The organism is Sphingomonas caseinilytica, from assembly GCF_023516455.1.
Taxonomy (GTDB): Bacteria; Pseudomonadota; Alphaproteobacteria; order Sphingomonadales; family Sphingomonadaceae; genus Sphingomicrobium; species Sphingomicrobium caseinilyticum.
Genome location: NZ_JAMGBA010000001.1, coordinates 1,170,229 through 1,192,531, shown reverse-complemented (window position 1 = coordinate 1,192,531; position 22,303 = coordinate 1,170,229). Strand labels below are relative to the sequence as shown.

20 protein-coding genes and 1 tRNA gene are annotated in these 22,303 nt (G+C 62.2%); 14 read left to right on the top strand and 7 right to left on the bottom strand.

Annotated elements, in window-relative coordinates; translation table 11 throughout:
- Nucleotide 1: 1 nt before the first annotated feature.
- The 5 genes from LZ496_RS05955 (at nucleotide 2) to LZ496_RS05935 (ending at nucleotide 7,651) form a co-directional block, all read left to right on the top strand.
- Complete coding sequence (locus LZ496_RS05955) at nucleotides 2-1,204, top strand: threonine synthase (RefSeq protein ID WP_249903668.1); 1,203 nt, start codon at nucleotides 2-4, stop codon at nucleotides 1,202-1,204.
- 165 nt (nucleotides 1,205-1,369) lie between these two features.
- Nucleotides 1,370-4,954 (top strand): hydantoinase B/oxoprolinase family protein, encoded by a 3,585-nt coding sequence (locus LZ496_RS05950; RefSeq protein WP_283937969.1) that lies wholly within the window; start codon nucleotides 1,370-1,372, stop codon nucleotides 4,952-4,954.
- Entirely contained in the window at nucleotides 4,951-5,697 is a 747-nt protein-coding gene (locus tag LZ496_RS05945) for a DUF969 domain-containing protein (protein WP_249903666.1), read from the top strand. Before LZ496_RS05950 ends, LZ496_RS05945 begins: the two co-directional genes overlap by 4 nt.
- Complete coding sequence (locus LZ496_RS05940) at nucleotides 5,694-6,644, top strand: DUF979 domain-containing protein (protein WP_249903665.1); 951 nt, start codon at nucleotides 5,694-5,696, stop codon at nucleotides 6,642-6,644. The genes LZ496_RS05945 and LZ496_RS05940 overlap by 4 nt, the downstream gene beginning before the upstream one ends.
- Nucleotides 6,641-7,651: a DUF2891 domain-containing protein gene (locus LZ496_RS05935; RefSeq protein WP_436286460.1), complete on the top strand. Its 1,011-nt coding sequence runs from the start codon at nucleotides 6,641-6,643 to the stop codon at nucleotides 7,649-7,651. The genes LZ496_RS05940 and LZ496_RS05935 overlap by 4 nt, the downstream gene beginning before the upstream one ends.
- On the opposite strand, the gene LZ496_RS05930 is transcribed toward LZ496_RS05935, so the two are convergent.
- The 4 genes from LZ496_RS05930 to LZ496_RS05915 form a co-directional block, all read right to left on the bottom strand.
- A tRNA-Thr gene (locus tag LZ496_RS05930) sits at nucleotides 7,642-7,713 on the bottom strand. The genes LZ496_RS05935 and LZ496_RS05930 overlap by 10 nt on opposite strands.
- 24 nt (nucleotides 7,714-7,737) lie before the next feature.
- A complete protein-coding gene (locus LZ496_RS05925; RefSeq protein ID WP_249903663.1) occupies nucleotides 7,738-8,586 on the bottom strand; it encodes a hypothetical protein in 849 nt (282 codons plus the stop codon).
- The gene (locus tag LZ496_RS05920) at nucleotides 8,583-9,896 is read right to left on the bottom strand and encodes a mechanosensitive ion channel (protein ID WP_249903662.1); all 1,314 of its coding nucleotides are present in this window, start codon (nucleotides 9,894-9,896) and stop codon (nucleotides 8,583-8,585) included. The genes LZ496_RS05925 and LZ496_RS05920 overlap by 4 nt, the downstream gene beginning before the upstream one ends.
- A 17-nt stretch (nucleotides 9,897-9,913) precedes the next feature.
- On the bottom strand, nucleotides 9,914-11,242 hold the full coding sequence (locus LZ496_RS05915) for a replication-associated recombination protein A (protein WP_249903661.1): 1,329 nt from the start codon (nucleotides 11,240-11,242) through the stop codon (nucleotides 9,914-9,916).
- Between the two features lie 94 nt (nucleotides 11,243-11,336).
- Here LZ496_RS05915 and LZ496_RS05910 point away from each other — a divergent pair, with 94 nt between their 5' ends.
- On the top strand, nucleotides 11,337-11,987 hold the full coding sequence (locus tag LZ496_RS05910) for a PadR family transcriptional regulator (protein WP_249903660.1): 651 nt from the start codon (nucleotides 11,337-11,339) through the stop codon (nucleotides 11,985-11,987).
- Here the strand turns inward: LZ496_RS05910 and LZ496_RS05905 are convergent.
- Entirely contained in the window at nucleotides 11,984-13,144 is a 1,161-nt protein-coding gene (locus LZ496_RS05905) for a glycosyltransferase family 4 protein (protein WP_249903659.1), read from the bottom strand. The two genes, LZ496_RS05910 and LZ496_RS05905, sit on opposite strands and share 4 nt — an antisense overlap.
- 72 nt (nucleotides 13,145-13,216) lie before the next feature.
- On the opposite strand from LZ496_RS05905, the gene LZ496_RS05900 reads away from it, so the two are divergent.
- From LZ496_RS05900 to LZ496_RS05880, 5 genes are all read left to right on the top strand, one after another.
- Nucleotides 13,217-13,717, top strand: a complete 501-nt coding sequence (locus LZ496_RS05900) for a DNA-deoxyinosine glycosylase (protein WP_249903658.1) — start codon at nucleotides 13,217-13,219, stop codon at nucleotides 13,715-13,717.
- Nucleotides 13,714-14,001: a hypothetical protein gene (locus LZ496_RS05895; RefSeq protein ID WP_249903657.1), complete on the top strand. Its 288-nt coding sequence runs from the start codon at nucleotides 13,714-13,716 to the stop codon at nucleotides 13,999-14,001. The genes LZ496_RS05900 and LZ496_RS05895 overlap by 4 nt, the downstream gene beginning before the upstream one ends.
- A 122-nt stretch (nucleotides 14,002-14,123) precedes the next feature.
- Complete coding sequence (locus LZ496_RS05890) at nucleotides 14,124-15,350, top strand: patatin-like phospholipase family protein (RefSeq protein WP_249903656.1); 1,227 nt, start codon at nucleotides 14,124-14,126, stop codon at nucleotides 15,348-15,350.
- A 134-nt stretch (nucleotides 15,351-15,484) separates the two neighbouring features.
- Nucleotides 15,485-16,180 carry a DUF3313 domain-containing protein gene (locus LZ496_RS05885; protein WP_249903655.1) on the top strand — a complete coding sequence of 232 codons (696 nt, stop codon included), beginning with the start codon at nucleotides 15,485-15,487 and terminating at the stop codon, nucleotides 16,178-16,180.
- Between the two features lie 445 nt (nucleotides 16,181-16,625).
- The gene (locus LZ496_RS05880) at nucleotides 16,626-17,495 is read left to right on the top strand and encodes a sensor histidine kinase (RefSeq protein ID WP_249903654.1); all 870 of its coding nucleotides are present in this window, start codon (nucleotides 16,626-16,628) and stop codon (nucleotides 17,493-17,495) included.
- 9 nt (nucleotides 17,496-17,504) lie between these two features.
- Here LZ496_RS05880 and LZ496_RS05875 read toward each other — a convergent pair whose 3' ends face one another.
- Entirely contained in the window at nucleotides 17,505-18,152 is a 648-nt protein-coding gene (locus LZ496_RS05875) for a response regulator (protein WP_249903653.1), read from the bottom strand.
- 344 nt (nucleotides 18,153-18,496) lie between these two features.
- Between LZ496_RS05875 and LZ496_RS05870 the strand changes: the two genes are divergently transcribed.
- The 3 genes from LZ496_RS05870 to LZ496_RS05860 all read left to right on the top strand — a co-directional run bounded on the left by LZ496_RS05870 (nucleotide 18,497) and on the right by LZ496_RS05860 (nucleotide 21,164).
- The gene (locus LZ496_RS05870; protein ID WP_249903652.1) at nucleotides 18,497-19,186 is read left to right on the top strand and encodes a DUF3313 family protein; all 690 of its coding nucleotides are present in this window, start codon (nucleotides 18,497-18,499) and stop codon (nucleotides 19,184-19,186) included.
- Between the two features lie 339 nt (nucleotides 19,187-19,525).
- The gene (locus LZ496_RS05865; protein ID WP_249903651.1) at nucleotides 19,526-20,236 is read left to right on the top strand and encodes a DUF2092 domain-containing protein; all 711 of its coding nucleotides are present in this window, start codon (nucleotides 19,526-19,528) and stop codon (nucleotides 20,234-20,236) included.
- Nucleotide 20,237: 1 nt separating this feature from the next.
- Nucleotides 20,238-21,164: a hypothetical protein gene (locus LZ496_RS05860; RefSeq protein ID WP_249903650.1), complete on the top strand. Its 927-nt coding sequence runs from the start codon at nucleotides 20,238-20,240 to the stop codon at nucleotides 21,162-21,164.
- A gap of 76 nt (nucleotides 21,165-21,240) precedes the next feature.
- Here LZ496_RS05860 and LZ496_RS05855 read toward each other — a convergent pair whose 3' ends face one another.
- Nucleotides 21,241-22,302 carry a DUF2955 domain-containing protein gene (locus LZ496_RS05855; RefSeq protein WP_249903649.1) on the bottom strand — a complete coding sequence of 354 codons (1,062 nt, stop codon included), beginning with the start codon at nucleotides 22,300-22,302 and terminating at the stop codon, nucleotides 21,241-21,243.
- Nucleotide 22,303: the final 1 nt, after the last annotated feature.

The following is a 22,303-nucleotide window of genomic DNA, read 5'->3' as shown; positions in this document are numbered from 1 at the left end:
CATGTTCATGACCCATCTCGAATGCTCGCTGACCGGCGAGCGATATGAATCCGACCGAATCCAGAACCTGTCGAAGGCGGGGAAGCCCCTGCTGGCGCGCTATGATCTCGAAGCGGTCGCCTCGCGACTGACGCGCGAAGAGCTCGCTTCTCGCCCCGCCGGAATGTGGAAATGGCGCGAACTGCTTCCGCTGCCCGAAGGCGCCGAGCCGGTCAGCCTCGGCGAGCCCGAAACCCCTCTCATCCCGCTTGACGGCATCGGATTGCGTCACGGCGTACGACCGCCGATCGTCAAGGACGAAGGACGCCTGCCGACGGGTTCGTTCAAGGCGCGCGGCATGGCTGCCGCGGTCAGCATGGCCAAGCGTTTCGGCGTGGAGCGCATCGCGCTTCCGACCAATGGCAATGCCGGCGCGGCGCTGGCCGCCTATGCGGCACGGGCGGGGATGAGCTCGCTGGTGATCTGCCCGGCCGAGACGCCCGACATCAATATCCGCGAGACCGCCGCCTACGGCGCTGAAGTCATCGTCGCCGACGGCCAGATCGACGAATGTGGACGCATTGTCGGGGAGGGCGCTGCCCAGGGCCGCTGGTTCGACTGCTCGACCCTGAAGGAGCCGTATCGGCTTGAAGGCAAGAAGGTCATGGGCCTTGAACTGGCCGAGCAGCTCGGCTGGGAACTGCCCGACGTCATCTTCTACCCGACCGGTGGCGGCACAGGCCTTATCGGCATGTGGAAAGGCTTCGATGAGCTCGAGAAAATCGGCCTGATCGGCTCCAAGCGCCCGCGAATGATCGCGGTCCAGGCGTCGGGCTGCGCGCCGATGGTACGCGCCTGGGAGCAGGGCGATGAATTTGCCGAGCGCTGGGAAGGCGCCGCGACCATGGCCACGGGCATCCGTGTGCCGAAGGCGGTCGGCGACTTCCTGATCCTTCGCGCGGTTCGCGAGAGCGGCGGTGCGGCCATTTCCGTGGACGAAGAGGCAATTATGGAAGCGGTCGACGACGCGGCCCGGCTCGATGGGATGCTGCTCTGTCCCGAAGGCGGCGCGGTGCTCGGCGCGTGGCGGCAGGCGCTTGATCGCGGCCTTGTCGGAAAGGACGAGCGGGCCGTCCTGTTCAACTGCGCCAACGGAAACAAATATCCGCTGGCCGACCGGTCGCGGCGGATGAGCCTCAGCGAAATGGACGCTGGCACCCTCTAGACGCAGTAAACCCCGGCAACCGAAGTTGCCGGGGTTCCATGGTTCATCGCTGAACCACGAGATAAAAACGGTCGAGGCCCGATGGGGTTCCACGACCCGCGGAAAAATTTTCGTAAAAGCTTGATTGAGCCGGTCTCTACCTTCTGCTTCCATGAGGAGGTGACCCTGACCTGGAATTTCGCGATCGATCGCGGCGGAACCTTTACCGATATCGTTGCCACCGCATCTGACGGACGAGTCCGGGTTGAGAAGCTGCTGTCCGAAAATCCCGGCCAATATGAAGACGCCGCCCTCGAAGGGATTCGGCGCATCCTCACGGACAGCGACGGAACGCTTGGCGATGTCCGAATGGGCACGACGGTTGCGACTAATGCGCTGCTCGAGCGCAAGGGCGATCGTTTGGCGCTGGCGATCACCCAAGGGTTCCGCGACGCGTTGCGCATCGGCTACCAAGCCCGGCCCGAAATCTTCGCGCGGCATATCGTCCTGCCATCCATGCTGTACGAGGATGTGGTCGAGCTCGAGGAGCGGATAGGCGCTGACGGCTCCGTAATCCGGGCACTCGACGAGGATCGCGCTCGTGCCGACTTTCAGGTCCTTCGGGCAAAAGGTTATGACGCACTGGCGATTGTGCTGATGCACGGCTGGCGCTTCTCGGCGCATGAACGACGGCTAGCTGAAATCGCCCGGGAACTCGGCTTTACCCAGGTCTCGGTCAGCCATGAGGTGGCGCCGCTGATCAAGCTGGTCGGGCGAGGCGACACGACCGTCGTCGATGCCTATCTCTCGCCGATCCTGCGGCGCTACGTCGACAAGGTCGCGGCGGGGTTGGGCGAGGGTGCGCGCCTACAGTTCATGCAGTCCAACGGCGGCCTAACCGAGGCGCGCGCGTTTCGCGGCAAGGACGCCATCCTATCGGGACCTGCCGGCGGCGTGGTCGGGATGGTCGCCACCAGCGCGCCGCACGGAAACGAACGGCTGATCGGGTTCGACATGGGCGGCACTTCGACCGACGTGTCCCATTACGCCGGTCGCTACGAGCTGGGCGACGAAAATCTGATCGCGGGCGTGCGTATCCGCGCGCCGATGATGCAGATCCACACCATTGCAGCAGGTGGAGGCTCGATCTGCCGGTTCGACGGGATGCGTTTTCGCGTTGGCCCGGAATCCGCCGGCGCACGACCAGGTCCGGCTTGCTATCGCGCGGGCGGGCCGCTGACGGTTACCGATTGCAACCTGTTCCTCAGCCGGATCAGCCCGGAGAATTTCCCCTCCGTGTTCGGCTCGGGCGGCGATCGACCGCTCGATCCCGAAGCATCGCGGCTTCGGCTGCAGGAAGTGGCCGACGCTCTGGGTGGGGCCAAGAGCCTAGAGGAAATCGCCGAGGGATTCCTCCACATTGCGGTGGACAATATGGCGGCGGCGATCCGCAAGATCTCAATCGCGCGTGGCCATGACGTGACACGGTACACGCTGGCCTGCTTCGGCGGTGCCGGAGGCCAGCTTGCGTGCCGCGTTGCCGATGCGCTGGGGATGGAACGGATCCTCGTCCACCCCTTGGCGGGTGTTCTTTCGGCTCACGGGATCGGCCTCGCCGACGTCAAGGCGGTTCGCGAGGCGAGTTGGCTGAAGCCGCTTGGCGAAGATTTCTCAGCGGGAGTCAGCGCCCTCGAAGCTGCGGCCAGGGCCGACCTCCTCGACCAAGGCTTCGACCCAGATCAGATCCGCTTCGAACATCGCGCCAAGCTGCGCACGCCTGGCAGCGACACGACGATCTCCGTCGATCTGGCTTCGGCCGATGGAATGCGGGCCGAATTCGAAGCGCTGCACCGCAAGCGCTTCGGCTACATCGACGAAGCCGAGCCAATCCTCGACACATTGACGGTCGATGCGATCGCCTCTTCGACAACTGCGCCGGCCGATTTGCCGTCGACCGGCGATGCGGTGGCGCAGCCTATCGAGGGTCCCGCCCTGATCTTCGATGCCTCCTCGACCATCGTCGTCGAACCGGATTGGCGGGCGGAGCGGGCAGGGGACGGGACGCTGATCCTGACGCGTACCGTGCCGCTGGAGCGCGCTCATGCGGTGGGGACGGAAGTCGATCCGGTCCGGCTTGAGATCTTCAACAACCTGTTCATGGCCATCGCCGAGGAAATGGGCGTTGCGCTCCAGTCCACGGCAACTTCCGTCAACATCAAGGAACGGCTCGATTTCAGCTGCGCCATTTTCGATGCAACCGGAGCCCTGATCGCCAACGCGCCGCATATTCCGGTGCATCTCGGATCCATGGGCGAGAGCATCCGAACCATCATCGACAGTCGCGGCAATTCACGCGATGGGCGCGGCATTCGCCACGGCGATGCCTACGTCCTGAACGATCCCTATCGCGGTGGAACCCATCTTCCCGACATCACGGTCATCGTACCGGTGTTCTATGGCCATGAGGCCGAACCTTCCGCCTTCGTCGCGGCGCGCGGCCATCATGCCGACATCGGTGGGATCGCACCCGGCTCGATGCCGCCGGACAGCCGGTCGATCGAGGACGAGGGCGTTCTCATCGACAATTTCCTGCTCGTCGATGAGGGGCATTTCCGTGAAACCGAGATGCGCGAGCTGCTCGCCAGCGGCGTACATCCGGCGCGCAATCCCGACCGCAACCTCTCCGACCTCCGGGCCCAGCTTGCGGCATGCGTCCGCGGTGCCGAGACGCTCGTGCAGACCGCCCGGGACTACGGACCTGGGGTTGTCGCGGCCTATATGGACCATGTCCTCGCCAATGCCGAAGAGTCGGTCCGGCGGCTGCTCGACCGGCTCGAAGATGGCGAATTCACCTATGAAATGGACAATGGTGCGAGGATCGCGGTCCGAATTTCAATCGACAAGGCGGCTCGCTCGGCGACCTTCGATTTCAGGGGCACCAGCGAGCAGCAGCCCGACAATTTCAACGCGCCCTATTCTATCGTTCGCGCGGCTTCGCTTTATGTGGTCCGCACGTTGATCGACGACGCAATCCCGATGAACGACGGATGCCTTCGGCCGATCGAACTGGTCGTTCCGGAAGGATCGATGCTGAACCCGCACCATCCCGCGGCGGTGGTCGCGGGGAATGTCGAAACCAGCCAGGTGGTGACCGATACGCTGTTCGCGGCCACAGGCCGTCTCGCGCCTAGCCAGGGCACGATGAACAACTTCACCTTCGGAAACGAGCGGCACCAATATTATGAGACCATCGCTGGCGGTTCCGGCGCGGGCCCCGACCATGACGGGACCAGCGCAGTGCAGACGCACATGACCAACAGCCGTCTTACCGATCCCGAGATTTTGGAAAGTCGGCTGCCGGTCCGGCTGGAGGAGTTTTCCATCCGTCACGGATCAGGAGGCGCGGGCACCCATCGTGGCGGCGACGGCGTTGTACGGCGCGTGACCTTCCTGGAGCCGATGCGCGCCAACATGCTCGCCAATCGCCGGCGGATTCCGCCGCGCGGCCTGAACGGGGGCGGCGATGCGTCGCCCGGCCGCAATTGGGTGGAGCGGGCCAATGGTTCAGTCGAACAACTGACCGCGACTGACTTTGCGGAAGTCGGTGTCGGCGATCACTTCATTATCGAGACGCCGGGCGGAGGTGGCTTCGGGTGCCCTTCTCGTCATTCCCGCGAAAGCGGGAATCCACTTTTTCTTGAAGGTCCCGAAAAGGAAGATGGATCCCGGATCAAGTCCGGGATGACGAATGAGGGGACGGAGGGCGAATGATCAACTATTGGCCGCTGATCGGCATCGCGCTGGTCGTCATCGGCTTCGCGCTGAAATTCAATCCGATGCTGGTCGTGACCGTCTCGGCGATCATCACCGGGCTGATCGCGGGAATGGACTGGCACGAGGTTATTTCGACCTTTGGCAAGGCATTCAACGACAACCGCATCATCGCCATCGTCTGGATCGTGCTTCCGGTCATCGGACTGCTCGAGCGCTTCGGGCTCCAGCAGCGGGCGGCTGCAGTCATCCGTGGCTTGAGAACGGCAACCACCGGGCGGCTGCTGATCCTCTATCTTCTTTATCGCCAGATCACCGCGGCCATCGGCCTCCATTCGACCGCCGGCCACCCGCAGACCGTCCGCCCGCTGGTCGCGCCCATGGCGCTTGCGGCAGCGGAGAAACAGCATGGCGATCTGACGGAAGAAGAGGCGGAGAAGGTGAAGGCCTATTCGGCCGCGACGGACAATGTCGGCCTCTTCTTTGGCGAGGATATCTTCTTCGCGATCGGCTCGATCGTCCTGATCCAGCAAATCCTCTCGACCTATGGCTATACACTGGCGCCGCTTCACCTGGCACTGTGGGCGATCCCGACGGCCATTTGCGCCTTCCTGATACATGGTGCGAGACTCTTGCTGTTGGATCGCTCCCTGAATCGTCACCCTCGCGGAAGCGGGGACCCAGCAAAAGCAAGCCCAGGTTCCCGCTTTCGCGGGAATGACGAAGGGGGGCGGTCGAAGTGATCACGCTTCAATGGCTCTATGTCCTTGCGGGCGCGATGTTCGCCGCTTTCGCGCTGCTGTCGGGATTCGACCGCTCCCACAGCAAGCGCTTCGGCAATGCCGCCTTCTGGGGGCTGATGGCGCTGAGCCTGCTTGGCGGAGACATGATCGGCGACTTTGGCAACGGACTGCTGGTCCTTGGCCTCGCCGGCCTTGCCGGCTTCGGTTTCATCGGGCGCAGCCATCCGCCGACGACCGGCGAAGCAGAACGGCAAACCTGGTCCGACAGGCTAGGCAACAAGCTGTTCCTTCCAGCCCTGATCATTCCGGTAACAGCGCTAGTCGGTACGCTCGCCTATAACTACACGCCGCTCGGATCGTTCGGCTGGATCGAGGCCAAGCGGGAAACCTTTGTCTTTCTCGGCCTCGGCGTGCTGCTTGCACTGGCGGCGATTTTCGCGTGGCTTCGCCCGCCGGCGGTTGCGCCGCTTCAGGAAGGCCGACGGCTGATCGACGCGATCGGCTGGGCGGCTGTCCTGCCGCAGATGCTGGCTTCGCTCGGCGTGCTGTTTGCCGCTGCGGGCATTGGCGATGCGATTGGATCGCTGACCCGAATGGTGATCCCGGAAGGAAGTGTCTTCCTCACCGTCGCGGTTTTCGGGCTCGGCATGGCCATCTTCACCATGGTGATGGGCAATGCCTTCGCCGCGTTCCCGGTCATGGCCGCGGCGATCGGCGTCCCGTTGCTGATCCAGGGCTATGGCGGCGATCCGGCGGTGGTCGGCGCGATCGGCATGCTGGCCGGCTTCTGCGGGACCTTGATGACGCCCATGGCCGCCAACTTCAACCTGGTCCCGGCGGCGCTGCTTGAGCTGAAGGACCAGTATGGCGTGATCCGCGCACAGGTCGCGACCGCGCTGCCGCTGCTGATCGTAAACATCCTTCTCATTTACTGGCTGGCATTCTGATGAGGCTCAACGAAACTATTGCGTCCCAGTTTGCGCGGATCGCGCTTGGCCATGTCACAAGGCCATATCCGTACAAGATGGATCATGTGCTGCAGGGTGATGAGGATGCCCGCCCGCCGAGGACTTTCCATCCGATCTTCTTCGGCAGTTTTGACTGGCACAGCTGTGTCCATGGCTGGTGGACCCTGCTGACGCTGCGGCGGCTATGTCCGGGCAATGCGGAAGCGCAGGCCATCGCCGAGCTGGCGGACGCGAGCTTCACGCCAACCAAGGTTGCAACGGAGCGAGCCTATCTCGACCGGCCAACCTCCGCAGGGTTCGAGCGGCCCTATGGCTGGGGCTGGCTGCTCTACCTCCATCTCGAAGCGTCGCGGCATGAAGACAAATTGTGGGCTGCCGAGCTCGAACCGCTTGCCCGTGCGTTCGCCGAACGGTTCCACATCTATCTCGCCAAGCTGACTTACCCAATTCGGGTCGGCACTCACTTCAACACCGCATTCGCACTGATCCTGGCACTCGAATGGGCCGACCGGTTCGATGCGCCGCTCGCCAAGGCGATCCGAACCTGGGCAGCGGAGAAATACCGGGACGACCGAGATTGCCAGGCATGGGAGCCAGGCGGCGACGAGTTCCTGTCGTCTGCCCTCATCGAAGCCATGTGCATGTCGCGCGCACTGTCGCCGGAGCAGTTCGCGACCTGGTTCGCGGCCTTCCTGCCGCGCATGGCCGACCTGCAGCCTGCAACCCTTTTCACGCCGCCGACGGTCAGCGACCGGAGCGACGGCAAGATTGCCCATCTGGACGGGCTCAGCCTCAGCCGCGCCTGGTGCTGGCGATCGATCGCGCCGCTGCTGCCGGAGCGCGAAGCCGGGATCGCTTATGGCTCGGCCGAGGAGCATATGGCGGCCGCCATGCCGCATGTCGCCGGCGATTATATGGGCGAACATTGGCTGGCGAGCTTCGCATTGCTGGCGATGTTGGCTGACGAAGCGGGCGGTGCCGGCTGAGGGATTTGAACCCCCGACCTTCGGTTTACAAAACCGCTGCACTACCACTGTGCTAAGCCGGCGCGCCCGTAGAGCGCTCCTTTGCTTCAGATGATGCCGAACGTCCAGCCCTCGGTTTGAGCGAGATCCTTTGTTAGCCCGGGAGGCGCAAAGGCCAGCGGATGTGCCGCATGCGCCCGCATGCCTGCCGCGGTAACTAGCGCATCGGTCTGATGATCGTTGGGCTCGAACCTCAGCCGAACGGGCTTGCTGCCAAGTCCCGCCATCGCCTGATTCAGTTCAACGCGATTGCGCAGCTTCTTTCCGCTCATGCCGGCATTGCGAAGGTAGATGCGCGTATAGATCTCAACGACCGCGCTGCCCTCTGCCGGCAGCGAATCCATCGGCCAGATCACAACTTTGCCATCGATCTTGTGAAGGAAGCGCATTCCCGAAAAGCTGGCCTTCGCGACTTGCGCGGCGCCGATCGCGTCATATGCGCTGGCGGTCTTGCGCCCGCCCTGGTCATTCAGGCGGGCATCGCAGATACGGAAACGGACGAAATCCGCTTTCACGCCGTCGGCGATGCCGAAGTAGAAGTGCCGGCGATGGACGCGCTCCAGGAAAGAGGCGGCACCGAGATCCTCGTCGGGGCTCTTCATATCGACATAGGCCCAGAAATTCCGGGCGTCGGTCGGCACGCCCTGCTCTCCAGGCAAATAGTCCCCGCGCTCGGCGAAGGGCGGGGCAAAGCTGAAGTCGAAGCCGAATAGCGTCGGTTCCTTTGCCGCGCGCTTCACCAGCCAGTCCAGCACCTCTTCGCGCGACCAGACATGGCCGGGCCGCACAAGCCTCGGTGCTTCATCGCCGCGCGCTTCCGCAATCGCGATGCCCTTGTGGCGGCGGCCCTTTGCGCCCGACCAATCGATTGCGACGTACGCCGCGAACCGGCTCACACCAGCGGCGGCTGGCTGTCGTCCTCAGGCTCCGGCGCTTTCTTCAGGCGGGGCGGCGGGGCCGGTCGGCGGGGTGAAGGCGGAGGGGTTCCCTCGTGCCATTCCTCAAGCACGCGCGCCGCATAGTCCCGCCCGCCAAGACCAAACGCCAGCGCCGTCGCGATCGCAGCCGAACCGAGGATCAAACCGAAGGCCATCATCACGATCTGGTCGGCGAGGCCCATGAACGTGAGGCCAATCGCCGTGAACAGGGCGATGATCGCATATTTGACGATCGTCTGGGCATAGCCTGCTTCACCGGTCGAGCTTCCGACAAGGTTCGAAAGGATGCGGGCCAGGAAGATGCCGACGACAATAATGACGGTGCCGAAGATGACCTTTCCGCCAAGCTCAGTGACCTGAAGCATCAGGGCCGCGGTGGAATCGCCGCCGACCTGTCGCGCTGCTTCCATCAAGCCGATGATGATCGCGGCCGTCATCGCCAGCGTGCCGACGACGCGCGACGGGACCGCATTGGCCGGCATGACGCCAAGCGCCCGCACGGCATTGTCGAAGCCAAGGCTGGGGAGCACGGTCTCAAGGAGACTCTTCACCCAGCGGCCGATGATGAATGCCAGGGTCAGCCAGACCAGCGCTGCAAGCACGTTTGGAATGGCGAGCGCGATCGCGTTCAGCATGTTCGTCGCGGGATCGGAAATTGCCGTGATCTGCAGGATTTGAAGGGCGCCGATCGCGGCGAAGAGGATGATGATCGCAGATACCGTGACACCGACGGCGCGAGCGATCGAGCTACGGGCAGGAGCGGCGCCTTCGCTGGCGGTGCCGGTTTCGTCGACGGCAATCGGCTGTTCCCCGATGCTGAGACCGGCTCTGCCCAGCAGCCGCTCCAGGTTCAATGCCCCGAGGAATGCTTCAACCACATGGCGAACGATCCGGGCAAGGATTAGCCCCGCAAAGAAGAACAGGCCAGCTCCGAGAAGCCGCGGCAGGAAGGCAAATACCTCATTGGTCAGCGCAGTAACCGGCGTAAGGACGCCCGACAGCCCGAGCGGCTGGAGCGCGGCGATCAGGCCGACCAGCCACACCAGCCAATAGGCAAGCCGCCCCAGCTCCGTCCCGATGCTGTCGCCGCCGACACCCGGATGCCGCTTCAGGATCGGAACCCGGTCGATCAGCTTGGCGATCGCCCATTGCACCGCCTTGGCGACGAAATGGGTGACGATCAGGATCAGGATGGCGAAGAGGACTTTCGGCCCCCATTCGACCAGTTGCTGCTGCCAGTAACGGGCGGGTTCGGTGTTCTGGTACATTTGCGTCCCCTGTCAGATCAGTCCGTCTCGCGCCGTTCTCGGCGCTTTTCATCCCAATAGGCAAGCCGCTCCACGACCTTTGCCTCAAACCCGCGTCCGGTCGGCTCGTAAAAGCGCTGCGGGCTCATCTCGTCGGGCCAATAGTTGGCGCCGGAAAATCCCTCGTCGGCATTATGGTCATACTCATAACCCTTGCCGTAGCCGACCTGCTCCATCAGTTTCGTTGGCGCGTTGAGTATGTTCCTCGGCGGCATCAGCGAGCCGGTTTCCTGCGCCGACCGCCAGGCGGATTTCTGCGCCATGTAAGCGGCGTTCGATTTGGGCGCGGTGGCAAGGTAGAGGCAGGCCTGCACGATCGCCAGCTCGCCTTCGGGCGATCCGAGGAAGTCGTAAGCATCCTTGGCCGCGATGCACTGCGTCAGCGCATTGGGGTCGGCCATTCCGATATCCTCGACCGCTGCACGGATCAGCCGCCGAAGCACGAACAATGGCTCCTCGCCAGCCACCAGCATGCGCGCCAGATAATAGAGCGACGCCTGCGGATCGGAGCCGCGGATCGCCTTATGCAACGCTGAGATAAGGTTGTAGTGGCCCTCGCGATCCTTGTCGTAGACTGCGACCCTGCGCTGCAGGAAACCCGCCAGCCCTGCAGGATCAAGCGGTTCCTCCAGCCCGACATCGAACAGCGTTTCCGCCTGGTTCAGCAGGAAGCGGCCGTCGCCGTCGGCGCTGGCGACCAGCGCATCGCGAGCGTCGGCGGTAAGCGGCAGAGGCTGTTCGACCAGTTCTTCCGCGCGTTGGAGCAATTTGCAAAGCGCATCGCTATCGAGGCGATGAAGGATCAACACCTGGCACCGCGACAGAAGCGCCGCGTTCAGTTCGAAGCTGGGGTTTTCCGTGGTCGCTCCCACCAGTGTGATGGTGCCGTCTTCGACGAAGGGCAGGAATCCGTCCTGCTGCGATCGGTTGAAGCGATGGATTTCGTCAACGAACAGCAGGGTCCGGCGACCGGCCTTGGCCGCCACCTTCGCCTCCGCGAAAACCTTCTTGAGGTCGGCTACCCCGGAGAAGACGGCCGACAAGGCGACGAAGCGCAGGCCCACGGCATCCGCCAGCAATCGGGCGATGCTGGTCTTGCCGGTTCCTGGCGGCCCCCACAGGATCATCGAGCTCAGTTTGCCCGCTGCGACCATTCTGCCGATCGCGCCTTCGGGCCCGGTTAGATGCTCCTGCCCGACGACCTCGTCTAGCGACGCGGGACGCAGCCGGTCGGCCAGCGGCGCATGCGGCGACACCTCTTCGATTGGGGCGCTGGGCGGTGCTTCGTCGGCGAACAGATCGGCCATTGATCGATGGAATAGGCAGCTTCGACGAAAGTTGCACCTATCCTTGACGAGATGCATCTAAGATATATCTTAGAGCTATCGCAAGGAGGACTAAATGCATTTCCATTATGAATGCGATGACAACGGCAATCATCGGCGCCACGCAGGCCGGCAGAGGCGCTCGTTCAGCCTGGGGCCGTTCGACTTCGACGTCGATTTCGGCATCAACGAAGGCAAGGGCCGGGGCGGTTGGGGCGGCGGTCGCCGCGGCCGCGATCGTAAGCGGATGTTCGAGGGCGGCCAGCTCCGCCTCGTGCTGTTGAAGCTGATCGCGGACGAACCGCGTCACGGATATGAGCTGATCAAGGCGGTCGAGGAACTGACCGGTGGCGAATATGCGCCGAGCCCTGGCATCGTCTATCCGACGCTCACCATGCTCGAGGACATGGGGCTGATCACCGAGGCCAAGTCGAAGTCGACCAAGAAAATCTATGAAGCGACCGACGAAGGCCGGGCTCACCTCGAAGAGAATTCAGACGAGGTCGATGAGCTGATCGAGCGGCTCGAGGGCCATGGCCATCATCGCCGGCGTGGGCAACGGCCGGAGATCGGGCGCGCGATGGGCAATTTGATGGCCGCCCTCCGCAATCGGATCGTCCATGACGGTTGGAACGATGAGTTGTTGGAAGAAGTCATCGACATCCTCGACGAGGCCGCCCAGCGGATCGAGCGCGTCAAGGACGCCAAGGGCAAGGATGAAGACTAGGACTTGGCCAATCTGCGCCGTCGTTCGATGACACGTTCGTAAACGTGCATCACGACGGCGTTGATTTCGTCCCAGTCCATCGTCTTGGCGAACTCCAGGCCGGCGGCGCCATGCCTTGTCCTGAGAGCAGGGTCGCGCTGATAGTCGGCCAGTTCATTGGCCATCGCCTCATTGTCACCGGGCTCCGCAAGGCGACCGGTAACATTATCCTGAACCAGGCTGGTCGTCCCGGAAGCGGCTGCCGCCATGACCGGCAGGCCGCTGGCCATGGCCTCAAGCGTCACATTGCCGAATGTCTCGGTGATCGAGGGATTCAAGAACACGTCGGTTGACGCAAGCGCCGTGGCCAGCTCGGTTCCCGTCAGCTGGCCGGTGAAAATCGCGTCCGGCAAGCGTTCCTGAAAATAGTCGTGTGCCGGACCAGCACCGATCGCCACGACACGAAGCGGCACGCCCATTGCCCGGGCCGCATCGATCGCATCGGCGAAGACATCGAGCCCTTTCTCCAGCACCAGTCGGCCGAGGAAGCAGACGACCATCTCGTCGTCTCCGATGCCATGCGAACGCCGCCACTCGAGGCTTCGTCGCTCGGGATTGAACTGCGTCCGGTCGACTCCGCGCGCCCAGATCGAGATATCCTTGTTCATGCGCTGTGCCCGCATGATGGCCGCCGTCGACTGGGCCGGAACCACGATGGCGTCGCAGCGGCGGTAATAGCGGCGCATGATCGCGCGCGCCGCCGGCTCCAGCCACTTCAACCCATAATATTGAAGGTAGGTGTCGAACCGCGTGTGCACCGATGAGATCACCGGGATATTGTGCTTTCGCGCCCAGGTGACTGCGCGATGCGCGACGATGTCCGGCGCCGCTACGTGGAAGACATTGGGATTGAACGCTTCGATGTCGCGGCGAACCCGATCGGGCAAGCTGACCGCCAAGCGATATTCCGGCCGCCCCGGGATAGGAACGGAAGGAACGCTGACCAAGTCTCCGGTCGGCGGAAAGGCCGGATGCTCGACGGTGGGCGAATAGACCCTCACCTGGGCGCCTTGGCGCAACAAATAGCCGACCAGCCGGTTCAGCGCCTGGTTGGCGCCGTCGCGAACATAATTATAGTTGCCCGAGAACAGGGCGATACGGAGCTCTTCGGGCTTCATGGTCGCCTGCCCTTAGCGGCAGGAAAGCTTCGACCGCAACCATTGGAGGCGCCGATCACACGCAAGCGAAGCATGGCCCCCGCGGGTTCGGGCGATGCAACCTTGCTGATCCTGGGCAGCTTGCCAGGCGAGGCGTCGCTCAAGGCGCAGCGCTATTATGCTCATCCGCAAAACCAGTTCTGGCGTCTACTCGGCCACTCGATCGGCGAGGAACTGGACGCTATTGGCTATGCCGACCGGCTTGACCGGCTGGCCGCGCGCCGCATCGCCCTTTGGGACGTCGTCGGCGAAGCGAGCCGATCGGGAAGTCTCGACGGGGCGATCCGCGGAGCCACTCCCAACCAGCTTCGCGACTATGCGGCCAAACACACGGATCTCCGGGCGATCGCCTTCAACGGGAAGACCGCCGCGCGCATCGGACGGGCGGCGCTCGGAGATCTGGCCGGGGTGGAGCTGATCGATCTCCCGTCGTCCAGTCCCGCCTTTACCCTTTCGTTTGCGGAGAAAGCGAAGCGCTGGATTGAGCTGGGACCGCTTGCATGGCAGCCGGAAGCTGCCACATTGGGGCGATGAGCGACACCATTGAAAACGACACCGACGACGACGACCGCCAGCTGACAATCGTCGATGAAGCGCTGGTAGCGGGCAATATCGCCAACACGAACGGTCTCCTGGTCATCCTGGCACGGCTCGTTGCCAAGGGCGTGTTCGACGCCGACGACCTGCATGCCTTTTCGGACAGCTATTCCAAGCCGCTCGATCATGAGAATATGCGGGAAAATGAGCTGATCAGTCAGATGCAGGACCAGATGGAAGCGACCCTGGCCCAGCTGATGCACTTCCTTTCTGACAAGTGATCAAGCTGAATCCGGCCCGGCCGGGACGGTCCGTAGCCGAATGATCGTGCTTCGGGGTTTCTCCTGATGGAATGATCGGAAGCCAGCGCGGAATGCTGGAAGCTCCTTAAGGGAGCTTGGTGATGGCCTTCCGCTCATGGTCTCTCGGACTCTTCGCTGCAGCGACGCTGCAACTCGGCATCTCCGGATGCTCCACGCCGGAACGCTTGCCGGCGGTTCCCCAATCCGCTGCATCGTGGGCGGTTCCGGATCCGGGAACTTCGACCGAGCCGGTCCGCTTTTTGGTCACGAGGGAAACGGACAGCTTTGAAGCTGCGGCACGTGCATCCTTGGAACGTGAAAAGGCGTGGCTTGCCAGCCAGGGGCAAAGCGGTCCGCTGCCGCCAGTCAACTTCCTGGCAATCTCAGGCGGCGGCGACAATGGCGCCTATGGTGCCGGCTTGTTGAACGGCTGGACCGCAGCAGGTACCCGACCGGAATTCAAGGCGGTAACCGGCGTCAGTACGGGAGCATTAATTGCTCCCTTCGCCTTCCTGGGCCCGAAATATGACTATGTGCTGGAGAGGGTCTACACCCAGACATCGCAGAAGGACATTTTCAAGAAGCGCGGGCTGATCAAGGGTGTCCTTGGCGACGCAATGGCGGACAGCAGGCCGCTGGCGGATACGATCGCGGCATATGTCAACCAGCAGCTGATGGACGAAATCGCGGCCGAATATGCCAAGGGCCGAATATTGCTGGTGGGCACGGCCAACCTGGATTCGCTGGAGCCCGTGGTCTGGAACATGACTGCCATCGCGGCCAGCAAGGATCCGAACGCAATTCCGTTGTTCCGCAAAATTCTGCTCGCATCGGCTTCCATTCCGGGGGCATTCCCGCCGGTGCTGATCGACGTGAATGTGGGTGGGACGCGCTATCAGGAAATGCACGTTGACGGCGGCACGATGGCCCAGGTCTTCTTCTATCCGCCGTCGGTAAACCTTTCGCAGGCCGGTGCCGACCTCCAGCGCAAGCGTACGCTTTACATCATCCGCAACGCCAGGCTGGACGTGGATTGGGCGAGCGTCGAGAGGAGCACCATGTCGATTGCCGCAAGGGCGATCGGTTCGCTGACCCGCACTCAGGGAGTGGGCGATCTCTATCGGATCTACACGACGACCCAGCGCGACGGCATCGATTTCAACCTCACCTATATTCCGCCGACGTTCAACACGCCGCACCTCGAAGAGTTTGACACAAACTATATGCGAGAGCTCTATGCCGTTGGAATTCAGGCGGCGCAGAGCGGTGGCGCTTGGAAGAAATATCCACCGGGATTCGAGGATCGCCCGCCGGCCCAAGCCAAGTGAACTGACGTCAACGAGTTGGACGCCGATGCCTACAAGTCGGGGTTTGTCCCGATGGAGCGCAGCCTGACCGCGTGCAAGGGTTCTTCCTGATCAATTCCGCCGGTTTGGCGGGAACGCGTTGAAGGAAGCAGGCAATGATTTCTCGTCGTTCTTCATACCGCGGCATCGCTACCGGCATATTGGGAGCGACGCTTCTAATCGGCGCTTATCCAGCGATTGCACAGACCAAGGATCGTGCCCCGGTCGCTCTCAAATCGTCGAGCAAGATGACGCAGGACAAGGCTAACAGCGAATCATGGACCTATGCCCAGCCCCGCGAAGTGTTCGGCAAGTACCGGACGCTAATCGTCGACAATACCGTGGTCTACACCGGGGCTGACGCCCAGTTCGACGGGATCCCGGCAGCCGATCGAGCGAAGTTCGCATCAATCGTCACCAATGAGCTCCGGTCGGAGCTGGCAAAGTCATTCCCCAACCCGCCGAGTCCGCAGGCCGACACGCTTCGCCTGAAGGTTACGCTGCTCGGCGCGACGAAGACCAAGGGCGGGATCGCTACCGCGACGCGCGTCACGCCTATGGGTTTCGGTCTCAGCGCACTGAAGAGCGCGGTTGGCAAGGGTGGTTCGTTCACGGGTTCGGTCCTGTTCGCGGTGGAGCTCTATGATGCTCGAACCAACGAGCTGTTGCTTGCCGCGGTTCGGCGGCGCCATCCGGATCCGCTCGACGTCCCGGCTACGCTCGGCACAGAGGAAACCGTCAAGGCGGTTGCGCGCGAATTCGCCGACGGCGCACGTGAGCGGCTCCAGGACCTGACGGGCGTCCAGAACTAACCAACAATAACTCTGCTGCGGCGGCCGTCGGACAGGAGGGTCCGGCGGTCGCTGCTTCATTGGAATTTAAGGCGAAATTACCGACTCGGGCGCGCGCATTTTTGCTGAAGTTCGGCCACATCGGTTCGTAGCGGCCAATTTTCGACGAGTGGCGGATGGAATCCCGCGATGGCCGATCTTCGACGCCCAAGGGTTTAGAGTTTCTCAGGCTTCCAAAAAATGGCAGAAATGGCTGATTCTATTGCGGATTAAGCTGAGCCGCTCACTGCTCCAAAACCTGAGTGCCTCCGGCTTTTCCTGATCGGATTCTCCATGACTCTGTGGATAAAGCGGGGTATAACCTGAGTTAGAAATCAGGGTGAGCTCGGAACCCCCTGTTGTGTAGCGTAGCCAATGCGTAATCGACCTTAGGCGAGTTCAAAATGGCAGCGGGGGGCGTTGTCGAATGGATGGGCACGCAGATCTGATTGGAGCGTCCGGGTTTCCCGAGCCCCATTGCGTAGGTGAAGCCGAAGATCAGGGCGATCTGTTCACCGTTACACAAAAATATGACACCCTCGGCGTGCCCCAGATTCCGCATTCCGACCCGCATGGATGGGGATCGACTGGCATTGGAACGGTCCAATCCGGCCGGCGGAATCATTTCGTCGGTGCATATGTTTCCGACCTGAGTTCGGCCGAGCGATCGCAATATTTTGAAAGCTGTCTTCGGGCGCAGGAGAATGAGCGGTTGAAGCTTGGCCGGGAATTGCACGATTCCACCGGCCAGCTGTTGCTTGCGCTCAGGCTGGAGATTGCCAGACTTCGGGAAGTGCATGGGGCGTCGGCGCAAGGTTCCTTGCTCGACGAAATCGAAGGCACGGTTCGGGAAATCGACCGCGAGATCCGCGCCTTTTCGTTCACCCATTATCCCGCCGAGATTGGCCGTGAAGGCCTCGGCCCGGCCCTTCGATCCCTGGCCCGGGGCTTCGCGAACCGGACGGGGCTCAGGATCAATTTCACGTCGATCCCCGACAGCGTCGCTCATTCGGGGCAGGTCGCACTGGCCCTACTTCGGATCGCGCAAGAGGCGCTTCTGAACGTTCACCGGCACGCCCAGGCGTTCCACGTACAGATGGGCCTGACGCTGCGCGGCGGCGTTCTCGAACTGACCGTACGCGATGACGGCGTCGGCATCCCGCTGGATCATGATCTCGAAGAGTCTCATGGCGTCGGGCTGTTAGGAATGCGGCACCGTGTGGAACGGCTCGGCGGGCGCTTTGCGATCCGGCGGATGAAGCGCGGGACAAAGATCGTCGCTTCGGTTCCGGCCTAGCGCACCTTTTCAAGCCTGAATGATGTTGTTCCGGATCGCATAGCGGACCAGGTCCGCCGTGGTGCGAAGCTTAAGCTTGTGCATCGCGCTGGCCCGATGGGTCTCCACCGTCTTGACGCTGATGTTCAGCTCCTGTGCGATTTCCTTGTTGATCCGGCCCTCGGCGATCTGCTGAACCACTTCGCGCTCGCGGTGGGTGAGGCTGCTTGCGCAAGGCTGGGGCTTGCTCTCGAGGAACTTGTCGAGAAGCGTCTCGGAGATCGCTCCGGAAAAATAGGGGCGGTGGATCGAAAGCGCATCGAGCGCGGCGATCAAATGGCGTTCCGCGTCGGACTTGAGCACGAATCCGCGGACGCCCGCCCGCAACACTTCCATGATCACTTCCTCGCGATCGTGCATCGTATAGAGCAGGATCTCCATCCGGGGATGGTTCTTCTTCAAGCTGTGGGCGAGGTCGAGGCCGTTCAGCTCCGGCAACGAATAGTCGAGAATGGTGATGTCGGGATTCGTATCGCGCGCCAGCTCAAGTGCGTCACGGCCATTCGCCGCTTCACCGACCACCTGATAATATGGCTTGGTCTCAACAAGGTTGCGCACGCCGCGACGAACGGCATCGTGATCGTCGACAATCATGATACGCCGGATCGGGCTAGTCATGGTTCGTCAGTCCACCATCATTCTGTGTTCAACCTGCAAAGCATCTGCAACTGAAACACCCCCTCGATTCATCCGGATCGGAAGTCGAGCTCCGCTACCATTTCGATAACCGACAGGCCTTCCTTTCATATCGGGGTAAACCCCCGCCCGGCTACGTGATGGCCCCTTATCTCACAATTGCGGCGGCCTCGTTAAGCGCCGATCATCCATGCCCGAACCGCGGCATCCGCATAAGCACCAACTAGCGATCCTTAGCTCTTCATCGGGCCTTTCCCCGATGGGCGCGCCAGTTAACTCATTCATAATGCAGAAAAGCCGCCGAGTTTGGGGCGAGGGAGGGATACATGCGTTCGGTGAAGTGGATCGTTGCTGCATTGGCTTTGACCGTTGGTGCGACGGGCGCGATTGCCAAGGCGCCGGCGACCTGGGACGGCCTGGTTCAGGTCAAGTCGAAGAAGCTCAATCTTGCCTATCTGCTGCCCGACGCGGACTTCCGCGCCTATTCGAAAGTCATGTTCGACAAGCCCGAGGTCGCCTTCTCGAAGAATTGGCAGCGCGATTTCAACCGATCGGCGATGACCCTGTCGGGGCGGATTTCAGACAAGGACGTTCGGGACGCGGTGACTCAGGCCGAAGAAAGCCTTTCCAAGATCTTTCCCCAGCGCTTTACCGAGGACGGATATCAAGTCGTCAACGAAGCCGGTCCTGATGTGCTTCGGCTCGGCGTCGCGATCGTCAATCTGGAGGTCAATGCTCCCGAGCGCGACATCCCCGGACGTTCGGCCACCTATGCCGTGGATGCAGGTGAAGCGACTTTCGCGATCGAAGCCCGGGACTCCTTGACGGGACAACTGCTCGGCCGCGCCGTTGATCGGCGGGAGGCTGGCGAGGGTCCCACTTATCGCCGCAATTACACCAGCAACATCGCCGACTTCGAAGCACTCTTCGATACCTGGGCGAGAATTGCTGCCCGCGGGCTGACCGAACTCAAGGCAGCTTCGCCAGTGAATACGGACGGGATTCGAAAGCAATAGCCTTCGGACCTCTTCCATGTCCCCGACACCGGAGCTGCTCCCTCCACTCCCCCCCCCGGGCGGCTCCGGTGACGGGGGCTAGTCGCAAATACTGGCCCTCCCTAGGTCCTGCGGCATCAGGTTAGTTACCCCCGCAGGATAAGGGTTACCCCGATAAAAGCGGCATCATTCGGGTGTTAGGCAAGCCAACTAGTTCCTCTGCGCTGTCATGGAGAATGACAAATGGCGAGCTCCCATTTTCGACCGTTAGCCTTGGGGCTGACTCTAACGTTGATTTGCGCGCAAGGTGGCGCCGCACAAACTGCTTCCGGTGCACAAGCGCCGGCAGCGAGCACTACAATGCCGCATTATGCCGGCGATGATCCCATCGTCAAAGAGGGCGTGGTTGAAGAGGGGGCCATCCAGGCCATCAAGGACATGAGCGCCTATCTGGCGACGGCCAATACATTGGCCATTACGTCGCAAGGCAGCCTGGACGTGGTCACCAATGACGGTCAGCGGATCCAGCTCGACGGCGTTACCACCTACAAGGTGCGCAAGCCCGGCTTCGTCATCGATTACGACAGCAACATCAAGAGCCGCCGCTTCATCTATGACGGCAAGTCATTCACCGTCTTTTCGCCCAAGCTAGGCTTCTACGCTCAGGCGCCGGCACCGGCGACCAACAAGGAAGTGCTGGACGCCATCTACGACAAATATGGCATCTCCCTGCCGCTGGTAGACTTCCTGCGCTGGGGCGCCGGTGAAAATGAAGATCGCATCAAGGCGCTCAAGTCCGCCTATGAGGTGGGATCGGCGACCATCGACGGTGTCGACACGGATCACTTCGCCTTCCGCGAAGCCGATGTGGATTGGGAAATCTGGATCCAGAAGGGCGACCAGCCACTGCCTCGCAAGCTGGTGATCGTCGACCGGACCGATCCGGCTCGCCCAACCTTCATTGCTCGCCTGAGCTGGCAGATCAACCCGACCTTCACGGATGCCGACTTCACGTTCGTGCCCGATGCGAACGCGAAGAAGATCCAGTTGGCCACCTTCAAGGGAGAGTAACATGCGCGGTACAATCTCTCGGCTGGCTATGGTCGGCGCTTTTGTGAGCCTTGCGGCCTTCATGGTCCAGGAAGTGGATGCACGCGGTGGGCGCGGCGGTGGCGGCGGTGGTCGCGGCGGCGGCGGATTCAGTCGCGGCGGATCGAGCAGCATGAGCCGCGGAGGCGGCGGCGGGTTCAACCGCAGCGGCGGCAGCGCAAGCCGTGGAAGCATGAACCGCGGCGGCAGCGCAAGCCGCGGCGGAGGTTCAGGCTTTAGTCGCGGTGGCAGTTACAGCCGTCCGGGCGGCGGCGCCGGTGGTCGCGGCAGTGCCGGCTATAGCCGGCCATCCAACCCAAGCACTGGCATGAACAGAGGCGGCCGAGGCGGCGCTGCCGGAGATCGAATGGGCCAGGGCGGCGCTGGACAGCGCGCTGGCGACCGCCAGGCCAACCGCGGCACCAGGCAGGGCGATCGCCAGGCGGGTCGCGATACAAGGCAATCGGATCGCGCCGGCAATCGCGATACGAGGCAAGGTGATCGTCAGGGCCGGCAAGACGACCGGATGGCCAATCGCGGGGACCGCCAGTCCAACCGGCAAGACAATCGGACCAACCGGCAGAACAATCGCGGCGATGGCGATCGTTTCAGCAACAACAACATCAATATCGATAACGACATCGACATCGATAATGATTGGGGTGGCGATTGGGACGGCTGGGGCGATTATCCGATCGGTGCTGGCATCGCGATTGGTGCAGTCGCCGGCATGACCGCAATGGCCTATGGTTCCGCATACTATGCCCTACCGGGGGGCTGTTCGCCCTATCCGTGGCACACCTACACTTATTACAATTGCGGCGGGGCCTATTATCAGCCGCAATATGAAGGTGACACGGTCGTCTATGTGACCGTCCCGGATCCTGCGACGGTGACGGTCCAGCAGTAGACGATCCGTACGATTGACCGGACGCAGGGGCGGCGAAAGCCGCCCCTGTTGTTTTGGGCGCCAATTGGAATTCAATCTAAAGAGGAACCGGATCGGTCGACAGCATCTTGGCGCGCCGCTTTTCCAGCCTCGGCCACAGTAACGCCATCATGCCGACTGCGACCGAGCAGCCGATGAAGAACTGGATGATGCGAGCAAACCAGGCTCCCGCGTTTGAATCGCCCTTCATGACGAAGATCCCGAAGATGATCATCGTCGCATTGAAGGCCAGCTCGGCGTTGCTTCCCCGGATTCCGCCCTTCGAAATCTGGTAGCCGAACCACATAGATAGGATGAAGACGATGATGGTGAAGGTGAGGAGTGTCGGCGCGATGCCAAGTACCATGTAGGCGCCAAGTCCGACAAAGCCGCCAAGGAAATTGCTGATCAGCTTGGCTCCGGCGGTGGCCTTGCTCCGTTCTTCCTCCATCTTCGCGACCAGCAACACTACCTGAAGCAGTACCGGCATCGCGTCCGTCAGACCGAACAGCCAATAGACGAGCATTACCGGAAGCACGATGAACGTACCTGCAAGCGCCGTCGCGGCAGGAGCGGCCGCGGCCGCCTGCGGCGGGGCGGGGGCCACCTTTGCCAATTTCGGCCAGAAGGCGTGCATGGTCCACGCCATCAGGATGGCCCAGATCATCGCCTGGGTAAGGACTTCGCGCATCCGCGGTGCTTGGTCCGGATGTGTAAGCGTTATGACCGGCATGATCGCGATGCAGATCAGCATCAAGGTCAGTGGCAGCTGCGCCTTGGCCTGGGCGAGCATGTAAAAAGCCAGGAAGAGTATGACTCCGATCAGGCCGAACAAGACCTGTGGCACCTCTTGCAGCCACATGGTCAGCGCAAGGAAGAACCAGGCAGAAAGGCCCATGACGAGCGCAAGTGCCACGCCGACCTTTAGCGGCGGAGACACCGGCAATTTTGCGAGCATGATCCCCGACAGCACCGCCGCGAGCGCCGAGGGCTGCCATCCCATATATTCGCAGATCGTGAAGCTTGCCGTCGTTCCGACTGCGAAGCGAAGTATGTAGTGCAGCCTCGCGGAATCGACCGGCTCAATCCACAGAGGCCGAAAGCTCGACGCGGCTGCCATC